Raw genomic sequence first — 19,207 nt, 5'->3', positions numbered from 1 at the left:
TCGTTGCACATGAAAGGCATGCTGCCAGGCTTGCTTGCGCTCATCGCCCTGGCCGCGCCTTCGCCCGCTCCCGCACAGAGCGAGCCGCGCCAGGTGCTCGCCCGCTCGCTGAGCGCAACCGCGCCGCTGCCGGTTTCTTCCCAGGACCTGCAGTGGCTGCAGCAGCGAAAGGTATTGGTGCTGGGCAGCTCCACCCCCGACTATCCCCCCTTCGAAATCAACACAAGCCTGCGCGACTATGAGGGCCTGAGCGCAGACTACGCGGGCTTGCTCGGCGAGCAACTGGGGCTTGTGCTGGAGGTTCGGCGCTTCGCCAGCCGCGCGGCGGCCGTCGAAGCCTTGCGCGAGGGGCACATCGACCTGCTCGGCAGCTCCAATGCGTTCGAGGCCGCCGAGGCCGACCTGGCCTTGAGCATGCCCTACGCCGACGATATGCCGGTGATCGTCACCCGTCAGGGCCTCGCCCTGGACAAGGACGACGACCTGGCCGGCATGCGCCTGGCGATGGTCGACCACTATCTGCCCGAAGCGGCCGTCCGTGCGCTCTACCCTCGGGCTCGGCTGCAGCTGTACCGCTCGACTGCCGCCGGTTTCGATGCCGTCACCCAGGGCATGGCCGACGCCTACATCGGCGATGCCATCAGCTCCGACTTCATGATCGGCAGCACTTACCAAGGCCTGGCCCGCATCGATCACTTCGCGCCCACCGCTCCAGGGGTCTTCGCCTTCGCCCTGAACCGCGACAACACCCGGCTCGCCCACCTGGTAAACCAGGCAGTGGCGCGCATCACCGACAGTGAGCGGTTGAACATTCTGCGGCGCTGGACCAGCGGCAACACCAGCCTGCTGCTGCAACGCCACCTGAGCAACCTGACACCCCAGGAGCAGGACTGGATAGCCAGCAACCCGAGGATACGCGTGCTGGTCAACAGCGCCTTGGCGCCGCTGACCTTCAACGACAGCCAGCAACGCCTGAGCGGCATCACCATCGACCTGCTCAAGCAGATTGGCCTGCGCACCGGGCTGCGCTTCGAGGTGCTCGAGCGCGGCGCCGTTTCCGGCATGATCGACGAAGTGGCGCGCGGCGAAGCGGAAATGGCCGGTGCCCTGGACTATGGCCCGAAACGCCTGGCCAGGCTGCTGTACACCCGCCCCTACTTCATCACGCCACGGGTGCTGGTGACACGCAGCGATGCAGATGCCGGGATGACCCTGAACGATCAACGCGTCGCGCTGATCCCCGATGCCGCCCAGCATGCGGCGCTGCTGGCCGCTTATCCAAAGGTGAAGGTGGTCGAGGCGCAAGACTCCCTGGCGCTCATGGAGGCCGTGGCCAGGGGCAAGGCAGACGTGGCGCTTGCCGGACACCTTACCGCCACCTACTACATCACCCAGGTATTCAAGGACAAACTGCGTATCGCCAGGCTGCAGGACGACGCCCCGGCCACTGCCGCCTTTGCCGTGACGCCGAACCTGCCGCAACTGCAGTCGATTCTCGACAAGGCGCTGATGAGCATTCCCCCCGAGGAACTGCACCAGCTGGTTAACCGCTGGCGGCCAAGTGCGGTAGCCAGCGACAGCCTGTGGGGCAATTACCGCACCCTGGTGCTGCAAGTGGTGGGGCTGTCGACCTTGCTGTTGGCCGGGGTGGCGTTCTGGAACAGCTACCTGCGCAAGCTGATCCAGCAGCGTGGCGAGGCCCAGCGCGCCTTGCAGGCACAGCTGGCACTGAGCAGCAGGTTGCTTGAGCAGTTGCGCCAGGCCAAGAACGCCGCAGAACAGGCCAGTCAAGCCAAGAGCAGCTTCCTGGCAATCATGAGCCATGAAATCCGCACGCCCATGAACGCGGTGATCGGCCTGTTGGAGCTGGCACTCGAGGACAGCCGCCCAGGCCGCAACGACCCCGACGGCCTGCGCATTGCCCATGATTCGGCCTTGGGCCTGCTCGACCTGATTGGCGATATCCTCGATATTTCTCGCATCGAGGCGGGGCATATGACCCTGCAACCGGTCGCCACCGAACTGACCGAGCTGGTGCGTTCGACCCTTCGGGTATTCGATGGCAATGCCCGACGCAAAGGCCTTGCCCTGCAGGCACAAGTGCCCGAGACCCATGTGTGGGTGCTGCTCGATCCGCTGCGCCTGCGCCAAGTGCTGTCCAACCTGTTGAGCAATGCCATCAAGTTCACCGACCACGGCAGCATCGACGTCACCCTGACGGTCGAGCCGGGTAGCTGCGGACAACCGTTGCAGGTTCACCTGCGCGTTCAGGACAGCGGTGCCGGTATCAGCGCGGCAGACCAGGCCAGGTTGTTCCAAAGCTTCGCGCAACTGGACAGCCATCGCGCCCGGCAGGGCGCTGGGCTGGGCCTGGTCATCAGCCGCACGTTGTGCCAGCTGATGGGGGGCGAGCTGCACCTGGAAAGCACCGAGGGCATGGGTACGCAGGTAGACATGCACCTGCCACTTGAAGCTGCGCAACCGGTAGCTCGCGAAACGCCAGCGCCTGCCGAAACAGCCGAAATCGAGCCCTTGCAGGTGCTGGTGGTCGATGATTACCCCGCCAACCGCATCCTGCTGGAAAGGCAACTGCAAAGCCTGGGGCATCAGGTCACCCTGGCCGAGCACGGCGAAGCGGCCCTGGCCCTGTGGCAAGCGGGACATTTCGATTGGGTGCTCACCGATTGCAGCATGCCGGTGATGGATGGCCATGCCTTGACCCGGCAACTTCGTGCCCAGGAACGGGCCACCCACAAGGCCCCCTGCAAGGTCCTTGGCATCACCGCCAACGCCCAGGCAGAAGAGCGTGAACGTTGCCTGGCCTCAGGCATGGACGGCTGCCTGTTCAAGCCGGTGGGCCTGGCTACCCTGAGCGCCCACCTGCCCCGGGCTCGCCAGGCGAAGGCCTACCCGCCAGCGGCGAGCTCCCCGCCAAGCGACTTCGACCTTGCACGCCTGCACCACCTCACCCAAGGCGATGCGCGGCTGGCCCGCCGCCTGCTCGAACAGCTTGCCCAAAGCACCGCCGAAGACCTGCAAGCCCTGCGCACGCTGCCGCCCGATGCCCACGACGAGCACCTCAAACCTCTGGTGCACCGCATCAAGGGCGGTGCACGCATGCTTCAGGTCAGGGGCTTGGTGCGCGAGTGCGAAGCCATCGAGAAGGCCTGTGTCGAAGCGGCGCCCACCCACACCCTGCTGCTGCGCCTGGATGCCAGCCTGCAAGCGCTGCAACAGCAGTTGCGTGACGACCTCAATGCAATTGCAGCGTCGAGCTGATCTGGCTGATCGCATCCACCACGTGGCGTGAGCCCTGCTGGATCTCCATGATCACCGTGCCGGCCTCGTTGGCCAGCTCCACCCCAAGGTCGGTGCGTGACAGGCTCGACTGCATGCTCGCCACCGCCGTCAACGACAAGTCGTGGTTCTGCCGCACCACCTCGACAATCTCCAGGGTTGCCTGGCTGGTGCGCGCGGCCAGGCTGCGCACTTCATCGGCCACCACGGCGAAACCCCGCCCATGCTCGCCGGCCCGCGCCGCCTCGATGGCAGCGTTGAGGGCCAGCAGGTTGGTCTGGTCGGCAATGCCACGGATGGTCAGGACGATCTTGCCGATCACCTCCGATTGCTTGCTGACCGCATCGATACGCCGAGCGGCGTCGTTCAGCTCGGCGGAAATCTGCTCGATGACCTCTACGGCCTGCTGCACCACCTGGGTGCCCTTGCGCGCGCAGGCGTCGGTCTGCACGGAACTGGCGTGGGCGGCATCGGCCGCGCTTTGCTGGGTGCTGACCTGGTTGGTGATATCGCTGGCGAACTTCACCACTTTGTACAGGCGGCCCTTGTTGTCGAAGATCGGGTTGTAGCACGCCTCCAGGTAAACCGTGCGACCCTGCTTGTCGACCCGTTCGAAACGATGGGAATGGTACTCCCCGCGGTTGAGCGAGGCCCAGAACTCGCGGTAATGCGCCGACTCGCGTTCTTCCTGGGTGCAGAACAGGCCGTGGTGGCGACCCACTACCTCTTCGAGGCGATAACCCATGGTGTCGAGGAAATTCTGGTTGGCCTTGATCACCCGACCCTGCGGGGTGAACTCGATCACTGCCATGGCCCGGCCGATGGCCTTGAGCAAGCTTTCGCTCTCATGCTCTTCGTTGATCCGCTGGGTGATGTCGGAGGCGACCTTGATCACGCTGGTCACTTGCTGGAGCTCATCGAGCACTGGCATGTAGCTGGCTTCCAGCCACACTTCATTGCCCGCCTTGTCGACGCGCTCGAACGTACCGCTGATCGCCTTGCCCTGCCCCAAGGCCTGCCATAGCTGCTGGTACTCGGTGCTCTTGACATAGGTCGGATCGCAGAACAGCCGGTGGTGCTTGCCGCGGATCTCGTCGGCGCCATAGCCCATGGTCACGCAGAAATGCTCGTTGGCATCAAGGATGGTGCCGTCGGGGCTGAACTCGATCATCGCCATCGACCGGCTGATCGCTGCGAGCTTGGCATCCATCCCTGAGAGCGCTTTGTGACAACGCTCGATCTCGATCACGTCGGACTTGCGATGGTACTCGAACATTTCGACCGGCCTCCTTTATGCGCGGGACTTCCTGAGCATAGATGGGCGCCGCCGCCATGCAAGCGATCTGATATCACCTTGTAGCTAGGCCTTGCGCTGTATCAGGAGCTCTCGCGCACCACCAGTTCGAAGCCCATGTCCTGCTGCTCGGTCGCCACCCGCTTGCCATCGAGCAAGGCCAGCAGCGCCTGTGCAGCATTGCGCCCCACGGCCGCGCGCGGCGTGCGGATAGAGGTCAGGCGCGGCACCATGTGCGCCGAGGCCGGCAGGTCGTTGAAACCGACCATCGCCACCTGTCGGGGCACCTCTATGCCCTGGCGCAAGGCCTGGAGCACTGCGCCTTGGGCCAGGTCGTCGTTGCAGAAGAAAATGCCGTCGACGTCCGGCGATTGCGCCATCAAGCGGCTGAACAAGGTACCGCCCAGTTCGATGGAAGATGGCTGCGGGGCCAGCAGTTCAAGCTCCGACGCCAACAAGCCGGCAGCGGCCAGGGACTGACGGAAACCCTCGGCGCGCTGCATCACCCGCGGGTCGAGCTGCGCGGCAATGAACGCCAGGCGCCGCCGCCCGCGATCGATCAGGTGCTTGGCCGCCGCCGCACCTGCTTGCTGCTGGGAAAAGCCCACCGACAAAGCCCCCGGCTCGCCGCCCAGCTCCATCATGTGCACGCACGGCACGCCGCTGGCTGCCAGCATCTGCCGCGATGCCTCGCTGCGGTCGAAGCCCGTCAGCAGGATGCCGCAGGGCTGGTAGGCCAGGTAGTTGCGAATCAGGTTCTCTTCTTCGGCGATATCGTAGTGATAGTTGCCGATCAACACTTCAAGCCCACGAGGCCGCATGACCTCGTGAATGGCTTCCAGGGTATCGATGAACAGCTGGTTGGACAGCGACGGGATCAGCACCACCACCGACTGGCTGCGCGCCGAGGCCAAGGCGCGGGCGGCGGGGTTGGCCACGTAGCCCAGGCTGGCGGCAGCGGCCTGGACCTTCTCCACCAATGCCGGCGCGACCGTAGCGACACCCCGCAGGGCACGCGAGGCGGTGATCGGGGAAACCCCGGAAAGCCTGGCGACTTCTGCCAGGGTGGGACGACCAGTGGTACGCGAGCCTGTTCGGGTCATAGGTATTGTAATTTTACTACTTGCAAGGAAAGGGAACGGTCACTAAGGTAGCGCTGTCTCAAGACCCGGGCAACGTAATCTTCGCCTGGCGTCCATACTGCGTCTGACAAAACCAATAACACCCGGGAGGGTGGCGCTCGTGCCTCTCGCTTTGCCGAATCGAGACAGCGCTATCTCACCCCGCAGGAGGTACTGATGAATGCTCCCCTGTCCGCACTCGTGGTAATGGGCGTGGCTGGCTGCGGCAAGAGTGTCGTGGGCTCGGCCATCGCTGCTCGAAGCGGCGGCCGCCTGATCGAAGGCGATGCCTTCCACCCCGCCGAGAACATCCAGAAGATGAGCGCCGGCATCCCCCTGGACGACCACGACCGCGCCGGTTGGCTGGTGCGCCTTGGCGAGGAACTGCAAAGCGCCCTTGCCGCGGGCGAACGCCCCATCCTCACCTGCTCGGCGCTCAAGCAACGCTACCGCGACACCCTGCGCGACGCCGTGCCAGGCCTTGGCTTCGTATTCCTCGAGCTGACCCCGGCTGAAGCCGAAAAACGCGTGCTGGCCCGCCCCGGCCACTTCATGCCGGCCAGCCTGATCGACAGTCAGTTCGCCGCCCTCGAAGCCCCCCACGGCGAGCCATTGACCCTGACCCTGGACGCCACCCAACCGATCGACACCCTGGCCGGGCAGGTGCACACCTGGCTAAAGCCCCACGGTGAGCCGAAGCTTGCGCGAACCGCCTGAGTCGGTGGTTTTCGGCCCACCAAAGATAGCGCTGTCTTGATAAGCAACTGAACGCAACAAAACGTTTCGCCACTAACAACAACGACAAGACCGAGGCATAACAACCATGTTCGGACTGGCTACCGATACCTTCCTGTTGCTCGACGCCCTGGTGACCATCATCGGGCTCATCCTGCTGATCACCCATTTCAAGGTCCACCCCTTCGTTGCCCTGACCCTGGCCGCAGGCTTTCTTGGCCTGACCTCCGGCATGCCGGTGGCCAAGGTCATGAAGTCGTTCCAGGACGGCTTCGGCGGCGTGCTGGGCTTCGTCGGCATCGTCCTGGCGCTGGGCACCATGCTTGGCAAGCTGATGGCCGACTCCGGCGGCGCCGACCAGATCGCCCAGACCCTGATTCGCGCCTTCGGCAAGCAGAAGGTGCACTGGGCGATGATGTTCGCCGCGTTCCTGGTGGGCATCCCGCTGTTCTTCGAAATCGGCTTCGTGCTGTTGATCCCGCTGGTGTTCATCGTCGCACGACGCTCGGGGGTGTCGCTGGTGAAGATCGGCATCCCGCTGCTGGCCGGTCTTTCCGTGGTACACGGACTGGTGCCGCCACACCCGGGCCCGCTGCTGGCCATCGGCATCTTCCACGCCGACATGGGCAAGACCATCTTCTACGGCCTGCTGGTCGCCCTGCCCACCGCCATCATCGCTGGCCCCTTGTACGGCAACTTCATTTCCCGCTACATCCCTGGCAACCCGTCCCAGGAGCTGATGGACCAGATCGCCCGAGAATCCAACCAGAAGAACCTGCCGAGCTTCACCATTACCCTGGTGACCGTGCTGCTGCCGGTGGCGCTGATGCTGCTCAAGACCTTCGCCGACGTGGTACTGCCCGCCGAGCACATCGTGCGCCAGTGGATGGACCTGATCGGCCACCCCATCAGTGCCCTGCTCGCCGCATTGTTGTTGGCCTTCTATACCTTCGGCTCGGCGCGGGGATTCTCGCGCCAGCAGATCATGAAGATGCTCGACCAGAGCCTGGCGCCCACCGCGGCCATCGTGCTGATCGTCGGTGCCGGTGGCGGCTTCAAGCAGATGCTGGTAGACACCGGCGTAGGCAACGTGATCGGGCAGATGGCCGTGCAGGCCGAGATCTCGCCGATCCTGCTGGCCTGGCTGGTGGCTGCGGTGATTCGTATCGCCACCGGTTCTGCCACCGTGGCCACCATTACCGGCGCCGGCATCGTCGCCCCTGTGGTCGACCTGGTGCCGGGCGTGAACCGTGAGCTGCTGGTGCTGGCCACCGGCGCTGGCTCGCTGATCCTGTCCCACGTCAACGATGCAGGCTTCTGGCTGGTCAAGCAGTACTTCAACATGACCGTGGCGGAAACCTTCAAGACCTGGAGCATGATGGAGACCATCCTGTCGGTGGTCGGCATCATCTTCATCATGTTGCTGTCGATGGTGATCTGACCGTCGGTCGGGATAATGGCACCTTGCAACGCGTGGAATGGCCAAACGGTTAACCCAACCACCGCGTCGCAAGGAGCTTGACCATGAAACGCTACCTGCTGCTCGCTGCCCTGCTCTGCTCACCGCTGGCCATGGCGGTGGGCACCGGCACCACCTACCCGGACGACCCGCACAACCCGGCGCCCAAGCCTGGGGTGGACAGCACCCTGAACCCCATCGAGAAGCCCATGCCGCGTGATACCGACCCACGCCTTCCGGGTGACGCCCCTGAGCGCCTGCCAGGCCAGCCGGATGACCAGCGCTTGCCGGGCATGGATGGCAGTGGTTCGGAAGGCGGTGGCGGCCAGGGGAGCGGCGGTAAGCCGTGAGGGCCATTCGCGGGCAAGCCCGCTCCTACAGGCATTGCGCGATTTCAAGAGCGACGCTGTACCTGTAGGAGCGGGCTTGCCCGCGAAGAGGACCGCAGCCTCACCACTGCCGCTTGTCCGGCCGCGTCAACCCCAGCTTTTCGATCTTGTAGCGCAACATATCCCGTGACAGCCCGAGCAAGCGCGCCGACTTGGTCACGTTCCAATCGGTGCGGTCCAGCGTGCGGCAGACCATGTCACGTTCCATATCCGGCAAGCTGGCGCTGCTCACCTCCGGCTCGTGGCGCGGCGCTTCGTATACGGGGTGCGGCACCACGGTTGGCGGCTCGTCCACCAGCGTCAGGCACAGATTCAACTGGTGTGCGCCAATGACTTCAGTAGGCGCCAGCAGCACTGTCTGCTCCAGCATATTGCGCAGCTCGCGCACATTGCCCGGCCAGCTATAGCCCAGCATCAATGCCTCGGCCTCGGCCGAAAAACGCAGCTTCGGCTTGCCATAGCGGCGGCCATGGTGCGCCAGAAAATGCCGGGCCAGCAGCAGGATGTCCTGGCCTCGGGCGTACAACCTGGGCACCTTGAGGGCAATGATGCGCAAGCGGAAGAACAGGTCGCGGCGGAACTTGCCCTGCTGCACCATTTGCTCGAGGTTGCAGTTGGTGGCGCTGATCACCCGCAGGTCGACCTTACGCTCCTTCACCGCGCCGATTCGGCGAATGCTGCGGTCTTCCAGCAGCTTGAGCAGCTTGGCCTGTAGCACCAGGTCCATCTCGCCGATCTCGTCGAGAAACAGCGTGCCGCCATCCGCCGCCTCCACCAGTCCCACCCGGCGCTCCTTGGCATCGGTGAAGGCGCCCTTCTCGTGGCCGAACAGCTCCGCCTCCAGCAAATTCGCCGGGATCGACGCACAGTTGAACTCGATGAACGGCCCCTTGGCCCTCGTGCCATCGAAATGCAAGGCACGGGCAACCAGCTCCTTGCCCGTGCCGGTCTCGCCCTCGACCAGCACTGGTGGCAGGTCGTCGCTGGTCATGCGCCGCTCGGCGTCGAGCAACTGGCGCAAGGTGTGCTTGAGCCCCTGCATCGCCTGCGACTCGCCGATCAGCGCCTGCAAACCGGACTTCTGCGCCTCGCGCTCCTGGTAGAACGACAGGGTGCGCTCCATGCGCTCGGTGGCCAGGGCCTTGTCGAGCATCAGCTTGAGCTCGGCCAGCACCACCGGCTTGGTCAGGTAATGGAAGGCACCCTCCTTCATGGCCAGCACGGCGTCTTCGACATTGCCGTAGCCGGTCATCATGATCACCTTCAGCGCCGGCGCCTGGGCCACCAGGGTGCGCAGCAGGTCGTGGCCGCTCATGCCGGGTAGCGAGTTGTCGGTCAGCACCGCATCGGGTTGGGCACGGGCGACCTGCTCGAGGGCCAGCTCCGCGCTGTGGCACACGCTGGCTTCGAACCCCTTGAGGTTCAGGTAGGTGCGTATGTTGTCGGCGAGGATTTCATCGTCCTCGACCACCAGAATGCTAGGCCCCATGGTCCCCTCCCGCTGCAATGTTGAAGATCAGGCTGACGTGGGTTCCTTCCTCTTCACGGCTGCTCAGGCTGACCGAGCCGCCAAACCGTTCCATTATCCGCTTGACCAGGGCCAGGCCTACGCCCAGGCCGCCCTGCTTGGTGGTGAAGAATGGCTTGAACACCATCCGCTCCTGCTGCTGGGTCATGCCCTTGCCAGTGTCGCTGAGCAACAGCCGCACCTGGTGCCCCTCCAGCAAGTCGACCTTGGCGCGCAGCTCACCGCCCCTGGGCATGGCCTCCAGGGCATTGGCGAACAGGCTGTTGAGGATCTGCGTGAGCTGCAACGGCTGGCTGGCCACCCACTGCATGGGCGGCCCTTGCAGGCTGAAGCGCACGCCATTGCGCTCGATCTGCTGGGCGAAGGCCAGGCGGGTATCTTCCAGCGCCGCCACCAGGTCCACGGCTTCGGCTTCATCGCTGGTCGGGCGCAGCGACACCAGCAGGTCGCGCACCCAGCGCGACATGCGGTCGACCTGGCTGATGATATCGGCAATGTTCTTCTGCGCAGCTGGGCTGGCCACTTCCTGGGCCAGCTCGGCGCTGGAGCGGATATTGGCCAACGGGTTGCGCAGGCTGTGGGCCACCGCCGACGACATCTCCCCCAGCGCCACGTAGGTTTCGCTGGCCACCAGGCGCTCCTGCTGGTGGTGCAGCAAGCGCGCGGCGCGGCGCACGATCCAGAACAGGCCAAAGTAGATCAGCGCCCCGCCCACCAGGGTCGAGATCCAGATCAGCACGTAGCCGCGCTGGATACGCCGGATCAGGTCCTGGGGCTCCTTGTAGATTTCCACCATCGCCAGCACCTGCTCACCCTGGCTGTCGAACAGCGGAATGTAGTTCTCGATGAACAGGTAGCCCGGCTCGCGGGTGAATTTCTGCTCGTCGCGGTGCTCGTCGGCCTTGTGATAGCTGGCAGAGACCGGCTTGCGCGAGCGCAAGGCTCGCTCCAGCTCATCGTCATCCAGCACGCGCTGGCCGATCAGCATGGGGTTGGTCGACCAGACGATGGTGCGGTCGCGGGCATAGACATTGGCCAGCAAGGTGTCCGGCAGGTGTTCGACATGGTCGAGGAACTCCACCCGGGTGGATTCGGCCAATGCCGCAGGGACCTGCAGGTGCTGCTGGTCGAGTCGCGGATCGAGCAGTTCACCCAGTGTCGTACCAGGTGGCAGCAGCGAATGGCGAACCTCGGCCTGGGCCATGGCCTGGATGAACTGCGCTGTGAGCATCGCGTCGCGCTCGACGCTGTCGCGCACCACGAAGCGCGTCGACACATACCCAAGGCCACCTGCCACCGACGCGATGATCATCAAGCTGATGACGGAGAACCAGCGCAGCAGGTTGAACTCGCGCAGCGGCGCCGCCAGGCCGCTGGACGGGGGGGGAGTCTTGTCGGCGACATCGTGTTCCAGCGTCTGCATCGCATCGGCCTCGGGTGAACGTCATTCTGGTGGTCAGCGCGCTCGTGTTTGCATGAGGGACTGAGCAAGAAGCTCGCCATCTTGATCTAAAATAAAAATATACATACATATCAATATCTTAAGAAAACAACTGAAAGCTAGATCGAGAAAGAGCACCCAATATTGGGGAATAGCACCCATAAAATAAAAAACAATTTAAAACAAAGACTTAAATAAAAATCCTCATCCTTTTTATTGATTTCCCGTTACCCGAAAATTCAGCGACACACAGGTGCCTGCCCCCTCTTTACTGCTCAAGCGCACCGACCCACCGAAGCGCTCCATGATTCGTTTGACCAGTACCAACCCCACGCCCAAGCCACCCTGTTTGGTGGTAAAGAATGGCCTGAACGCCATGCGCTGCTGCTGCTCGCTCATCCCACGGCCGGTGTCCGAGAGCCGCAAGGTCAGGCTGCGCCGATCCTGGCGCACCACTTCCACGCACAAGCGTCCGCCCTGTTCCATCGACTCCAGGGCATTGGCGATCAGGCTGCTGAAGATCTGCCCCAGCAGTTCAGGCTGCCCCAATACGTGTACGGCCGGCAGCGGTTGCAATTGCAATTGCACCCCGCTGCGGCGCAGCGGCTCGGCGAACACTTGCAAGCTGTCTTCCAGGGCCTGGGGCAGGCTGACCGCCACGGCGGCATCGCTGAGTGGGCGCAGCGACTGCAAAAGCTCGCGCACCCAATGCGACATGCGGTCGACCTGACGGATGATGTCGTTGATGTTCCTGCCCGCCGCGCCCTCGTCGAAGGCTTGGGCCAGCTCGGCACTGGAGCGAATGCTGGCCAGCGGGTTGCGCAGGCTGTGGGCCACCGCCGACGACATCTCCCCCAGTGCAACGAAGGTTTCGTTGCCGATCAGGCGTTTCTGCTGCACCGCCATCAACCGTGCGGCACGACGCATGATGCCGTACAAACCGACATAGACCAGCCCGGCGCCCATCGCGATGGCCAGCCAGATCAGCATCAAGCCATGCTCGATGCGCACGATCAGGTCGTGGGGCTCCTTGTAGATCTCCACCATGGCGGTGACCCGCTCGCCATCGGCATCGAACAGCGGGATGTAGTTCTCGATGAACAGCTGTTGCGGCGGGGTGATGAACTTCTGCTCGCTGCGCGCGGCTTCGAAGTCGTGGTAGCTGGCCGAGACACGCATCTTGTATTCGAAGGCCTGCTCCAGGTCATCGTCGGCCTCGATCATCTTGCCGGTCAGCGCCGGGTTGCTCGACCAGATCACCGTGCGGTCCGGGGCATAGATATTGGCCAGCAGCATGTCGGGCAGGTGGGCGATATGGTCCAGGAACTCGCCGCGGGCCTTGCGCCGGGCTTCAGGGTCGACATCCGGCATGGCGTGGTCCAGGCGCGGGTCCAACAACTCGCCCATGGTACGCACGTTGGGAATCGCCACATGACGCACCTCGGCATCGGCGATGGCGGTGATGAACTGGGCGGTGAGCAAGGCATCGCGCTCCACGCTTTCATCGATGATGAAGCGACTGGAGATCAAGCCCAGGCCGACCGCCACGGAAACGATGATCGTCAGGCTGACCCAGGCGTACCAACGCAACAGGTTGAATGGCTTGCGCACCGGGGCTTGGGCGCCAGCGCACGGCAGGTCGAGGTCCATCGGCGAGCTCCGCGGCTGGGTCCCTTCTTGAAGGTTATAGCCCAGAGTTGGGGAAACCATGGAAATGTTGCACATGGCGCGGGCGGCAAGCTGCAACTACAGCGGCGCATCCTCGGCCAGCCCTTGCAACCTGCGGTACTCGCGCAGCACGCTGGGCACGTAGCGACGGGTTTCGGCGAACGGCGGTACCACCCGGCCACGCCTGAGCACAGCATCGGGCCCGGCGTTATAGGCGGCCACCGCCAGGGTAATGTCGTTGTCGAACAGCGTGAGCATGCGCTTGAGGTAACGCGCCCCGCCTTGCAGGTTGTCCTTGGGGTCGAGCACATCGCGCACGCCCATGGCCTTAGCGGTGCCTGGCATCAGTTGCATCAGGCCGGCCGCCCCCTTGGCCGAGCGGGCCTTGGGGTCGTACCCGGATTCGGCCTGGATCACCGCATGCAACAGCGCCTGGGGCACTTCGTGGGTGCGGGCGGCTTCGGCCACCAAGTCGGCATAGGGCCGCCCGGTGACCAGTTGCGCGCCGACAGCACCGGCCTGCACACCGGCCTCGCTGATGACCCGCTCGTAATGACGCCCCGGTCGGTGCACGTTGGACAACACGTAGGTGCCCTGCGCGCCGATGGAAATGTACACGTCGGCCTGGGCGGCACCCGCCACCAGCCCGATCAACCCGAGGATGAGTCCACGCATCTCGCTCTCCTGCGCGCCGTGCCCCGATGTGGGGGAAATGCCCCGGAAAACCCAGGCCCTACCCCTGCAACGCAAGCAGCGTGCCGCTCGCCATCGCCCATGGCGCAAGGCCTCGGCGCTGACGTGCACGGCTGTTGCATAAGGCCCTTGCACACACAACGGAGGGTTTCACCATGCAGCGCAGAAGCTATGCCCAACACGGTTTCACCCTACTCGAACTCTTGGTGGTGCTGGTGGTGCTGGGCCTGTTGGCCGGCATCGTCGCGCCCAAGTACTTCAGCCAGCTCGGGCGCTCCGAGGCCAAGGTGGCGCGGGCGCAGATAGAGGGCCTGGGCAAGGCCCTGGACCTTTACCGCCTGGAGGTGGGCCATTACCCCAGCAGCGAACAAGGCTTGCAGGCGTTGGTCAGCGCCCCCAGCGGGGAAACGCGCTGGTCGGGCCCGTACTTGCAGAAAGCCGTGCCCCAAGACCCCTGGGGACGCGCCTACCTCTACCACCAGCCTGGTGAGAACGGCGGCGAGTACGACTTGCTGTCGATGGGCAAGGACGGCCAGCCAGGCGGCGACGGGGAAAACGCCGAGATCACCAGCTGGCAATGAGGGCAACCGCCATGCGCTACCACCTCAAGGCCCTGGACGGGCGCGGTATCGTGCAGATGCAGGTCGAGGCCGAGGACGCTGAACAGGCGCGCCGCCAGGCCGAGGCCCAGGGGCTGCGCGTGGTCAGCCTGAAGGGCCAGGGCCTGAGTTGGCGAGCCCTGGCCTGGCGACGCCCGGCGGCCTTCGACCTGGTGCTGTTCAGCCAGGAGCTGGGCACCCTGCTCGCAGCGGGCCTGCCGCTGATCGAGGCCCTGGAAAGCCTTGCCGAGAAAGCCGCCAATGCCCACGCCCGGCGGGTGCTCGGGCAACTGGTCAACCAGCTCTACGAGGGCCGCTCGTTGTCCCAGGCGCTCGGCCAACAGCCGCAGGTATTCCCAGGCCTGTACGTGGCGCTGGTGCAGTCCAGCGAGCGCACCGGTGCCTTGGCCGAGGCGCTGGCGCGCTATATCAGCTATCGCCAGCGGCTCGAGCAGGTGCGCCAGAAGCTGGTAGGTGCTTCGGTATACCCATTGCTGCTGTTGCTGGTGGGCGGCGGCGTGGTGTTGTTCCTGCTGGGCTACGTGGTGCCGCGCTTCAGCCTGGTGTTCGAAGGCATGGGCAGCGAACTGCCAGGGCTGTCGCGGGTATTGATGCAGCTGGGGTTGTTCCTGCATGCCCAGCAGTTGCCGCTAGGGTTGGGTGCAGTGGCAATGGTCGGCGCACTCGCGCTGCTGCGCCGCCAGCCGCGCGCCCGGCGCTGGGCAGGTCGCCAGTTGCGGCGGCTACCAGCGTTGCATCAGCGCCTGGTGATGTACGAGCTGGCGCGCTTCTACCGTTCGCTGGGCATCCTCCTGCAAGGCGGTATCCCGGTGCTCACCGCCATGGGCATGGCCCGTGGCCTGCTCGGTAGCCACACCGCCGAGGGCCTGGCGCAGGCGTCTCGCCAGGTCGGTGAAGGGCGGGCGCTGTCCGATGCGCTCGAGGGCGGCGGCCTGGTGACACCGGTTTCACTGCGCCTGCTGCGTGCCGGTGAGCAGTCGGGCAACCTCGGGGAGATGCTCGAACGCTGCGCGGATTTTCACGATCAGGAAATCGGCCGCTGGGTGGAGTGGTTCGTCAAGCTGTTCGAGCCGCTGTTGATGACCTTCATCGGGCTGTTGATCGGCTTGATCGTGATCCTGATGTACATGCCTATCTTCGAGCTGGCCTCAAGCATTCACTGATGCTCGCGCTCAGTAATCGAAGCGCTCCACCGCCCGGCGCCGCGCGTTGTCGTCGCGCCGGTCATAGCCCGCCGTGGTCTGGATATTGGCGTGGTGCGCCAGCTTCTGCGCGATCGACAGGTCATGCTCTTCGATCACCCGGGTGATGAACGCCCGGCGAAAATCATGGGGCATGATTTTCACCCCCACCTGTGCGCCACGCTGGCGGGCAATGTAGTAGATCGCATGCTTGGTGATGCGCGCCCGGGTAATGTGGTTGCCTCGGCGGATGCGGTTGAACAGGAAGGCATCGTCCGCCACCCCTTCAGGCAACTGCGCGCGGCGCAGGTCGAGCCAGACCTGGAGCTTTTCGAAGGCCCAGGCCGGCGCGTACTTGATCAGTTGGCGGTTGCCCTTGCCCAGTACCTGCAAGCTGCGCTCCTGGAAGTCGACCTGGGCCAGGTCGATGTCCACCGACTCGGATTTGCGCATACCGGTGCCATACAGCAACGCGATGATCGCCGCATCGCGCACGCCCTGGGGGCGCGGGTCGGCGGCGCAGGCCTGCATCAGCTCGCGAATCAGGCTACGGCGCAGATTGCGCCCGGCCGGCAAGCGACTGCCAGCGACCGGCTTCACTTCACGAATGCGCAGCAGGCGTTCATGGTCGATCAAGCCTTGGCGCCACGCCTCGTTCATGACCCCACGCAGCGCATTGACATACAACGACGAGGTGTTGGGTGCGTAACCGTCTTCGCGCAGAGCCGCCACCAGGGCGATCACCTGCCCTGGCTCCAGGGCGTGCCAAGGTATGTCGCAGATATCGCAGTCGACAAAGCCCAGGCGGTCGGCGGCATCCTGGAGGATGTAGCGCATGGTCAGCTGGCTGGACGGCGCCAACCGGGCGAGGTATTGGAGCAGAGGGTTATGCAGGTGGTGGATCAAAACGGGGTCCTGTAAAGCGAAACGACATGCAGCAGTGGTGCCATCACCTTGATATACAAGGCGTTGGGCAGGTGAACACACCGCATGGTACCCCATCGCAGCGCTTTCAAGGCCGCCAGTACGGCGCGACGTCCAACTTTGCCGTTGGTCTGAAACTTGGTCGGCAGCGGCGACATGGCGATCCCTTGCAAAGCCCAAGGAAAACGTTTGCCCGCGCGAATGCTCGGCCACACACGCCACAGCTCGCTGTGACGGGCGTCATGCATTGACATCTTTGTCACATAGTGTGGGCGACACTGACTTGGCAACTGCTATGGTTACAGTTCCCCGAGCAATCAGATGGCCACCCAACGACGCGTTCAGGTTCAAGACAAGGAGGCTGGCAATGAACAAGATGACGTTCCCCAACGCCTGCCAAGTCATGCGCTGGCATTTTCACCCTTTGGGCTTCGAGGCCAGCATGGATGCACCGCGCAGCATGGTTGCGCGGCTGTTCGACCGGGCTACCGGGGAAACCCTGCTGGCCATCGCCGGCATTCCCTGTGCGACGATCATGGCGGCCACTGATGTGGAGCGCATCATCGAGGCCGTGGAAGCGGAAATGGAAGCCTTCGTGCCGTTTCGCAGTTTGCAGGACGCCGTCTGACCCTACCCCCCGCCCTTCGCGTCACGGCACTTCGCTGGACGTCGTGCGCTTGCTGCCCAGCTCACGTATGAGCTGCTCGGGCGGCACTGGCCTGCCCAGCAGGTAACCCTGTAACGAATCGCACCCCAACCGGGTGAGGAAGTCCTGCTGGCCATCGGTCTCCACCCCTTCGGCGACGATACGCAAGCCCAGTGCCTGGCCCAGCGCGACGATGGCCGAGACGATCGCTGCATCGTCGCTGTCCTGCTCGAGGTCACGTACGAAACCACGGTCGATCTTCAGTTCGTTGGCTGGTAGGCGCTTGAGGTACATCAGGCTGGAATAGCCGGTGCCGAAATCGTCGATCGACAGGTCCACACCCATGTCCGCCAGGCGCTGCAATACCGCAAGGCTCGCGTCGGCATCGCGCATCGCCGTGGTTTCGGTGATCTCGAGGGTCAGCCGGTGGGCAGGCAGGCCGTTGGCCGCCAGGGCCTGGGCCACGCTGTCGACCAGCCCTGGGTAGCAGAACTGGATGGTCGAAAGATTCACCGCAATACGCCAGTCTTCACGCCCCTGCTCCAGCCACAGGCGCATCTGCCGACAGGCCTCGCCCAACACCCATTCGCCGATGGGAATGATCAGGCCGGTTTTCTCCGCAAGGCCAATGAAACGGTCCGGCAACAGCAGGCCGTGCTGGGGGTGCTCCCAGCGTAGCAAGGCCTCGGCGCCGATGGGCTCGCGACTGAGGGCATCGAACTTGGGTTGGTAGTACAAGCGGAACTGGCCCTGATCGAGGGCTGCGCGCAGGTCCTGGAGCAATTGCAGTTGCTGGCGCGCGTTGCTGTTCATCGACATGTCGAAGAAGCTGTAGCCGTTCTTGCCCGCGCTCTTGGCGTGGTACATCGCGGCATCGGCGTTGCGCAGCAGCTCGTGCAGGTCGGCGCCGTTGCCGGGGTACAGCACGATCCCCAGGCTCGCCGACAGTTGCAGTTCGTGTTCGGCCACCTGGAACGGTTGCGACGCCAGGTTGACCTGGGTCTCGGCCACACCCACGGCATCGTCGGGTTCCGCCAGTTCCACCAGCAGCACGAACTCGTCGCCGCCGATCCGCGCCAAGGTGTCCTGGCTGGGCAGCCCAGCGCGCAAACGTGTGCCTACCGCCTTGAGCAACAGGTCGCCGACGTGGTGGCCAAAGGCGTCGTTGACCGGTTTGAAGCCATCCAGGTCGATGAACATCAAAGCGAAACAACCGCCCTGCTCCTGCACCTTGGCAATCGCCTGCTCGATACGGTCGGCCAGCAAGGTGCGGTTGGGCAGCCCAGTGAGGGTGTCGTGCAGGGCCAACTGGGTCAGTTCCTGGTTGGCCAGGGTCAGCGAGCGGGCCAGCTCTGCGGTGCGCGATTCCATGCGTGCATCCAGCACCGAGGTCAGCAAGGCGACCGACAGCACCGCCAGGGTGGTGATCAGTACCGCGTAATCCAGCCAGTCACCCGACAGCCCGGTCGCCAGTGCTCCGCAATAGCTACCCTCGGGAAAGCCTGCCGCCGCCATGCCGGTGTAGTGCATGCCAACGATGGCGATGCCCATCACCACCGCCGCTGCGCCGCGGATCTCCCGCACGTAAGGCGTGTGCCGACGCAGGCGGAAGGCGATCCACAAGGCCGCCGCAGAAGCACCCACCGCAATCACCAGCGAGACCGCGAACAAGGTGGGGTCGTAATCGATGCCCGGTTGCATCTGCAACGCCGCCATGCCGGTGTAGTGCATGCTGGCGATGCCCATGCCCATGAACAGCGCCCCCAGCGCCAACTGCGGGCACGGCAGGCGCGGCTGGCTGACCAGCCAGAGGGCGAACCCCGACGACAGCACCGCGATCAGCAGCGACAGCGCGGTCAGGGTCAGGTCATAGCCCAGGTCGATGGGCAGTTTGAAGGCCAGCATGCCGATGAAGTGCATCGACCAGATGCCGACGCCCATGGCCAGTGCACCACCGGCCATCCACAGGTACACCGCCCGCCCCTTGGCCGTGGCCAGCCGCCCGGTGAGGTCCAGCGCCGTATAGGACGCCAGGATCGCCACGCACAGCGAGATCAGCACCATCGAGGAGGAATAGCTACCCGTCAGCATTTCAAGTTCCGGCCTTGCCCGCGAGGGCCTGGGAAAAGCCCAGATTTTACGCGAGCGCGGGCGAAACGCACGGGGTTTTACGTAGAAGAATGGATCCAGCTGCGCGCTGCTGCTGCGCCT

Annotated in this window: 15 protein-coding genes and 2 pseudogenes; 7 read left to right on the top strand and 10 right to left on the bottom strand. The window is 64.4% G+C overall.

From position 1 onward, the window contains the following. Nucleotides 1–9 precede the first annotated feature (9 nt). On the top strand, nucleotides 10–3,279 hold the full coding sequence (locus tag ACQKPE_RS02460) for a transporter substrate-binding domain-containing protein (protein ID WP_427663179.1): 3,270 nt from the start codon (nucleotides 10–12) through the stop codon (nucleotides 3,277–3,279). Here the strand turns inward: ACQKPE_RS02460 and ACQKPE_RS02455 are convergent. The 3 genes and pseudogenes from ACQKPE_RS02455 to ACQKPE_RS02445 all read right to left on the bottom strand — a co-directional run. Further along, a pseudogene (locus ACQKPE_RS02455) lies at nucleotides 3,254–3,685 on the bottom strand (methyl-accepting chemotaxis protein); the annotation flags it as partial. The gene ACQKPE_RS02460 and the pseudogene ACQKPE_RS02455 sit on opposite strands and share 26 nt — an antisense overlap. A gap of 105 nt (nucleotides 3,686–3,790) precedes the next feature. Continuing rightward, nucleotides 3,791–4,474: pseudogene (locus tag ACQKPE_RS02450) on the bottom strand (PAS domain-containing protein); the annotation flags it as partial. 200 nt (nucleotides 4,475–4,674) lie between these two features. Beyond that, the gene (locus ACQKPE_RS02445; RefSeq protein WP_427663178.1) at nucleotides 4,675–5,694 is read right to left on the bottom strand and encodes a LacI family DNA-binding transcriptional regulator; all 1,020 of its coding nucleotides are present in this window, start codon (nucleotides 5,692–5,694) and stop codon (nucleotides 4,675–4,677) included. A 195-nt stretch (nucleotides 5,695–5,889) separates the two neighbouring features. Between ACQKPE_RS02445 and ACQKPE_RS02440 the strand changes: the two genes are divergently transcribed. The 3 genes from ACQKPE_RS02440 to ACQKPE_RS02430 all read left to right on the top strand — a co-directional run bounded on the left by ACQKPE_RS02440 (nucleotide 5,890) and on the right by ACQKPE_RS02430 (nucleotide 8,256). Beyond that, nucleotides 5,890–6,429, top strand: coding sequence for a gluconokinase (locus tag ACQKPE_RS02440; RefSeq protein WP_427663177.1), 540 nt, complete (start codon nucleotides 5,890–5,892; stop codon nucleotides 6,427–6,429). Nucleotides 6,430–6,535: 106 nt separating this feature from the next. Next, nucleotides 6,536–7,888, top strand: coding sequence for a GntP family permease (locus tag ACQKPE_RS02435; RefSeq protein WP_427663176.1), 1,353 nt, complete (start codon nucleotides 6,536–6,538; stop codon nucleotides 7,886–7,888). An 83-nt stretch (nucleotides 7,889–7,971) separates the two neighbouring features. Further along, entirely contained in the window at nucleotides 7,972–8,256 is a 285-nt protein-coding gene (locus tag ACQKPE_RS02430; protein WP_427663175.1) for a hypothetical protein, read from the top strand. Between the two features lie 100 nt (nucleotides 8,257–8,356). On the opposite strand, the gene ACQKPE_RS02425 is transcribed toward ACQKPE_RS02430, so the two are convergent. The 4 genes from ACQKPE_RS02425 to ACQKPE_RS02410 form a co-directional block, all read right to left on the bottom strand. Further along, a complete protein-coding gene (locus tag ACQKPE_RS02425) occupies nucleotides 8,357–9,784 on the bottom strand; it encodes a sigma-54-dependent transcriptional regulator (protein ID WP_427663174.1) in 1,428 nt (475 codons plus the stop codon). Continuing rightward, nucleotides 9,774–11,246, bottom strand: coding sequence for a sensor histidine kinase (locus tag ACQKPE_RS02420; protein WP_427663173.1), 1,473 nt, complete (start codon nucleotides 11,244–11,246; stop codon nucleotides 9,774–9,776). Before ACQKPE_RS02420 ends, ACQKPE_RS02425 begins: the two co-directional genes overlap by 11 nt. 231 nt (nucleotides 11,247–11,477) lie before the next feature. Next, on the bottom strand, nucleotides 11,478–12,914 hold the full coding sequence (locus ACQKPE_RS02415; protein WP_427663172.1) for a sensor histidine kinase: 1,437 nt from the start codon (nucleotides 12,912–12,914) through the stop codon (nucleotides 11,478–11,480). 96 nt (nucleotides 12,915–13,010) lie between these two features. Next, complete coding sequence (locus ACQKPE_RS02410; RefSeq protein WP_427663171.1) at nucleotides 13,011–13,607, bottom strand: lytic transglycosylase domain-containing protein; 597 nt, start codon at nucleotides 13,605–13,607, stop codon at nucleotides 13,011–13,013. Nucleotides 13,608–13,780: 173 nt separating this feature from the next. Here ACQKPE_RS02410 and gspG point away from each other — a divergent pair, with 173 nt between their 5' ends. After that, nucleotides 13,781–14,206, top strand: a complete 426-nt coding sequence (gspG, locus tag ACQKPE_RS02405; RefSeq protein WP_427663170.1) for a type II secretion system major pseudopilin GspG — start codon at nucleotides 13,781–13,783, stop codon at nucleotides 14,204–14,206. 11 nt (nucleotides 14,207–14,217) lie between these two features. Beyond that, nucleotides 14,218–15,408, top strand: a complete 1,191-nt coding sequence (locus tag ACQKPE_RS02400; RefSeq protein WP_427663169.1) for a type II secretion system F family protein — start codon at nucleotides 14,218–14,220, stop codon at nucleotides 15,406–15,408. A gap of 9 nt (nucleotides 15,409–15,417) precedes the next feature. Here ACQKPE_RS02400 and ACQKPE_RS02395 read toward each other — a convergent pair whose 3' ends face one another. Both ACQKPE_RS02395 and ACQKPE_RS02390 read right to left on the bottom strand, forming a co-directional pair. Beyond that, complete coding sequence (locus ACQKPE_RS02395) at nucleotides 15,418–16,263, bottom strand: site-specific integrase (protein ID WP_427663239.1); 846 nt, start codon at nucleotides 16,261–16,263, stop codon at nucleotides 15,418–15,420. Nucleotides 16,264–16,328: 65 nt separating this feature from the next. Further along, nucleotides 16,329–16,598 (bottom strand): hypothetical protein, encoded by a 270-nt coding sequence (locus ACQKPE_RS02390; protein WP_427663168.1) that lies wholly within the window; start codon nucleotides 16,596–16,598, stop codon nucleotides 16,329–16,331. 119 nt (nucleotides 16,599–16,717) lie between these two features. Here ACQKPE_RS02390 and ACQKPE_RS02385 point away from each other — a divergent pair, with 119 nt between their 5' ends. Continuing rightward, the gene (locus tag ACQKPE_RS02385) at nucleotides 16,718–16,978 is read left to right on the top strand and encodes a DUF1652 domain-containing protein (protein ID WP_427663167.1); all 261 of its coding nucleotides are present in this window, start codon (nucleotides 16,718–16,720) and stop codon (nucleotides 16,976–16,978) included. Nucleotides 16,979–16,999: 21 nt separating this feature from the next. Here the strand turns inward: ACQKPE_RS02385 and ACQKPE_RS02380 are convergent, their stop codons facing one another. Further along, entirely contained in the window at nucleotides 17,000–19,087 is a 2,088-nt protein-coding gene (locus ACQKPE_RS02380; RefSeq protein ID WP_427663166.1) for a putative bifunctional diguanylate cyclase/phosphodiesterase, read from the bottom strand. Nucleotides 19,088–19,207: the final 120 nt, after the last annotated feature.

It is taken from the genome of Pseudomonas sp. NPDC089554 (assembly GCF_050280645.1).
Taxonomy (GTDB): domain Bacteria; phylum Pseudomonadota; class Gammaproteobacteria; order Pseudomonadales; family Pseudomonadaceae; genus Aquipseudomonas.
Note: the sequence above shows the minus strand (reverse complement) of the source record. Positions and strands in the feature narration are given on the sequence as shown.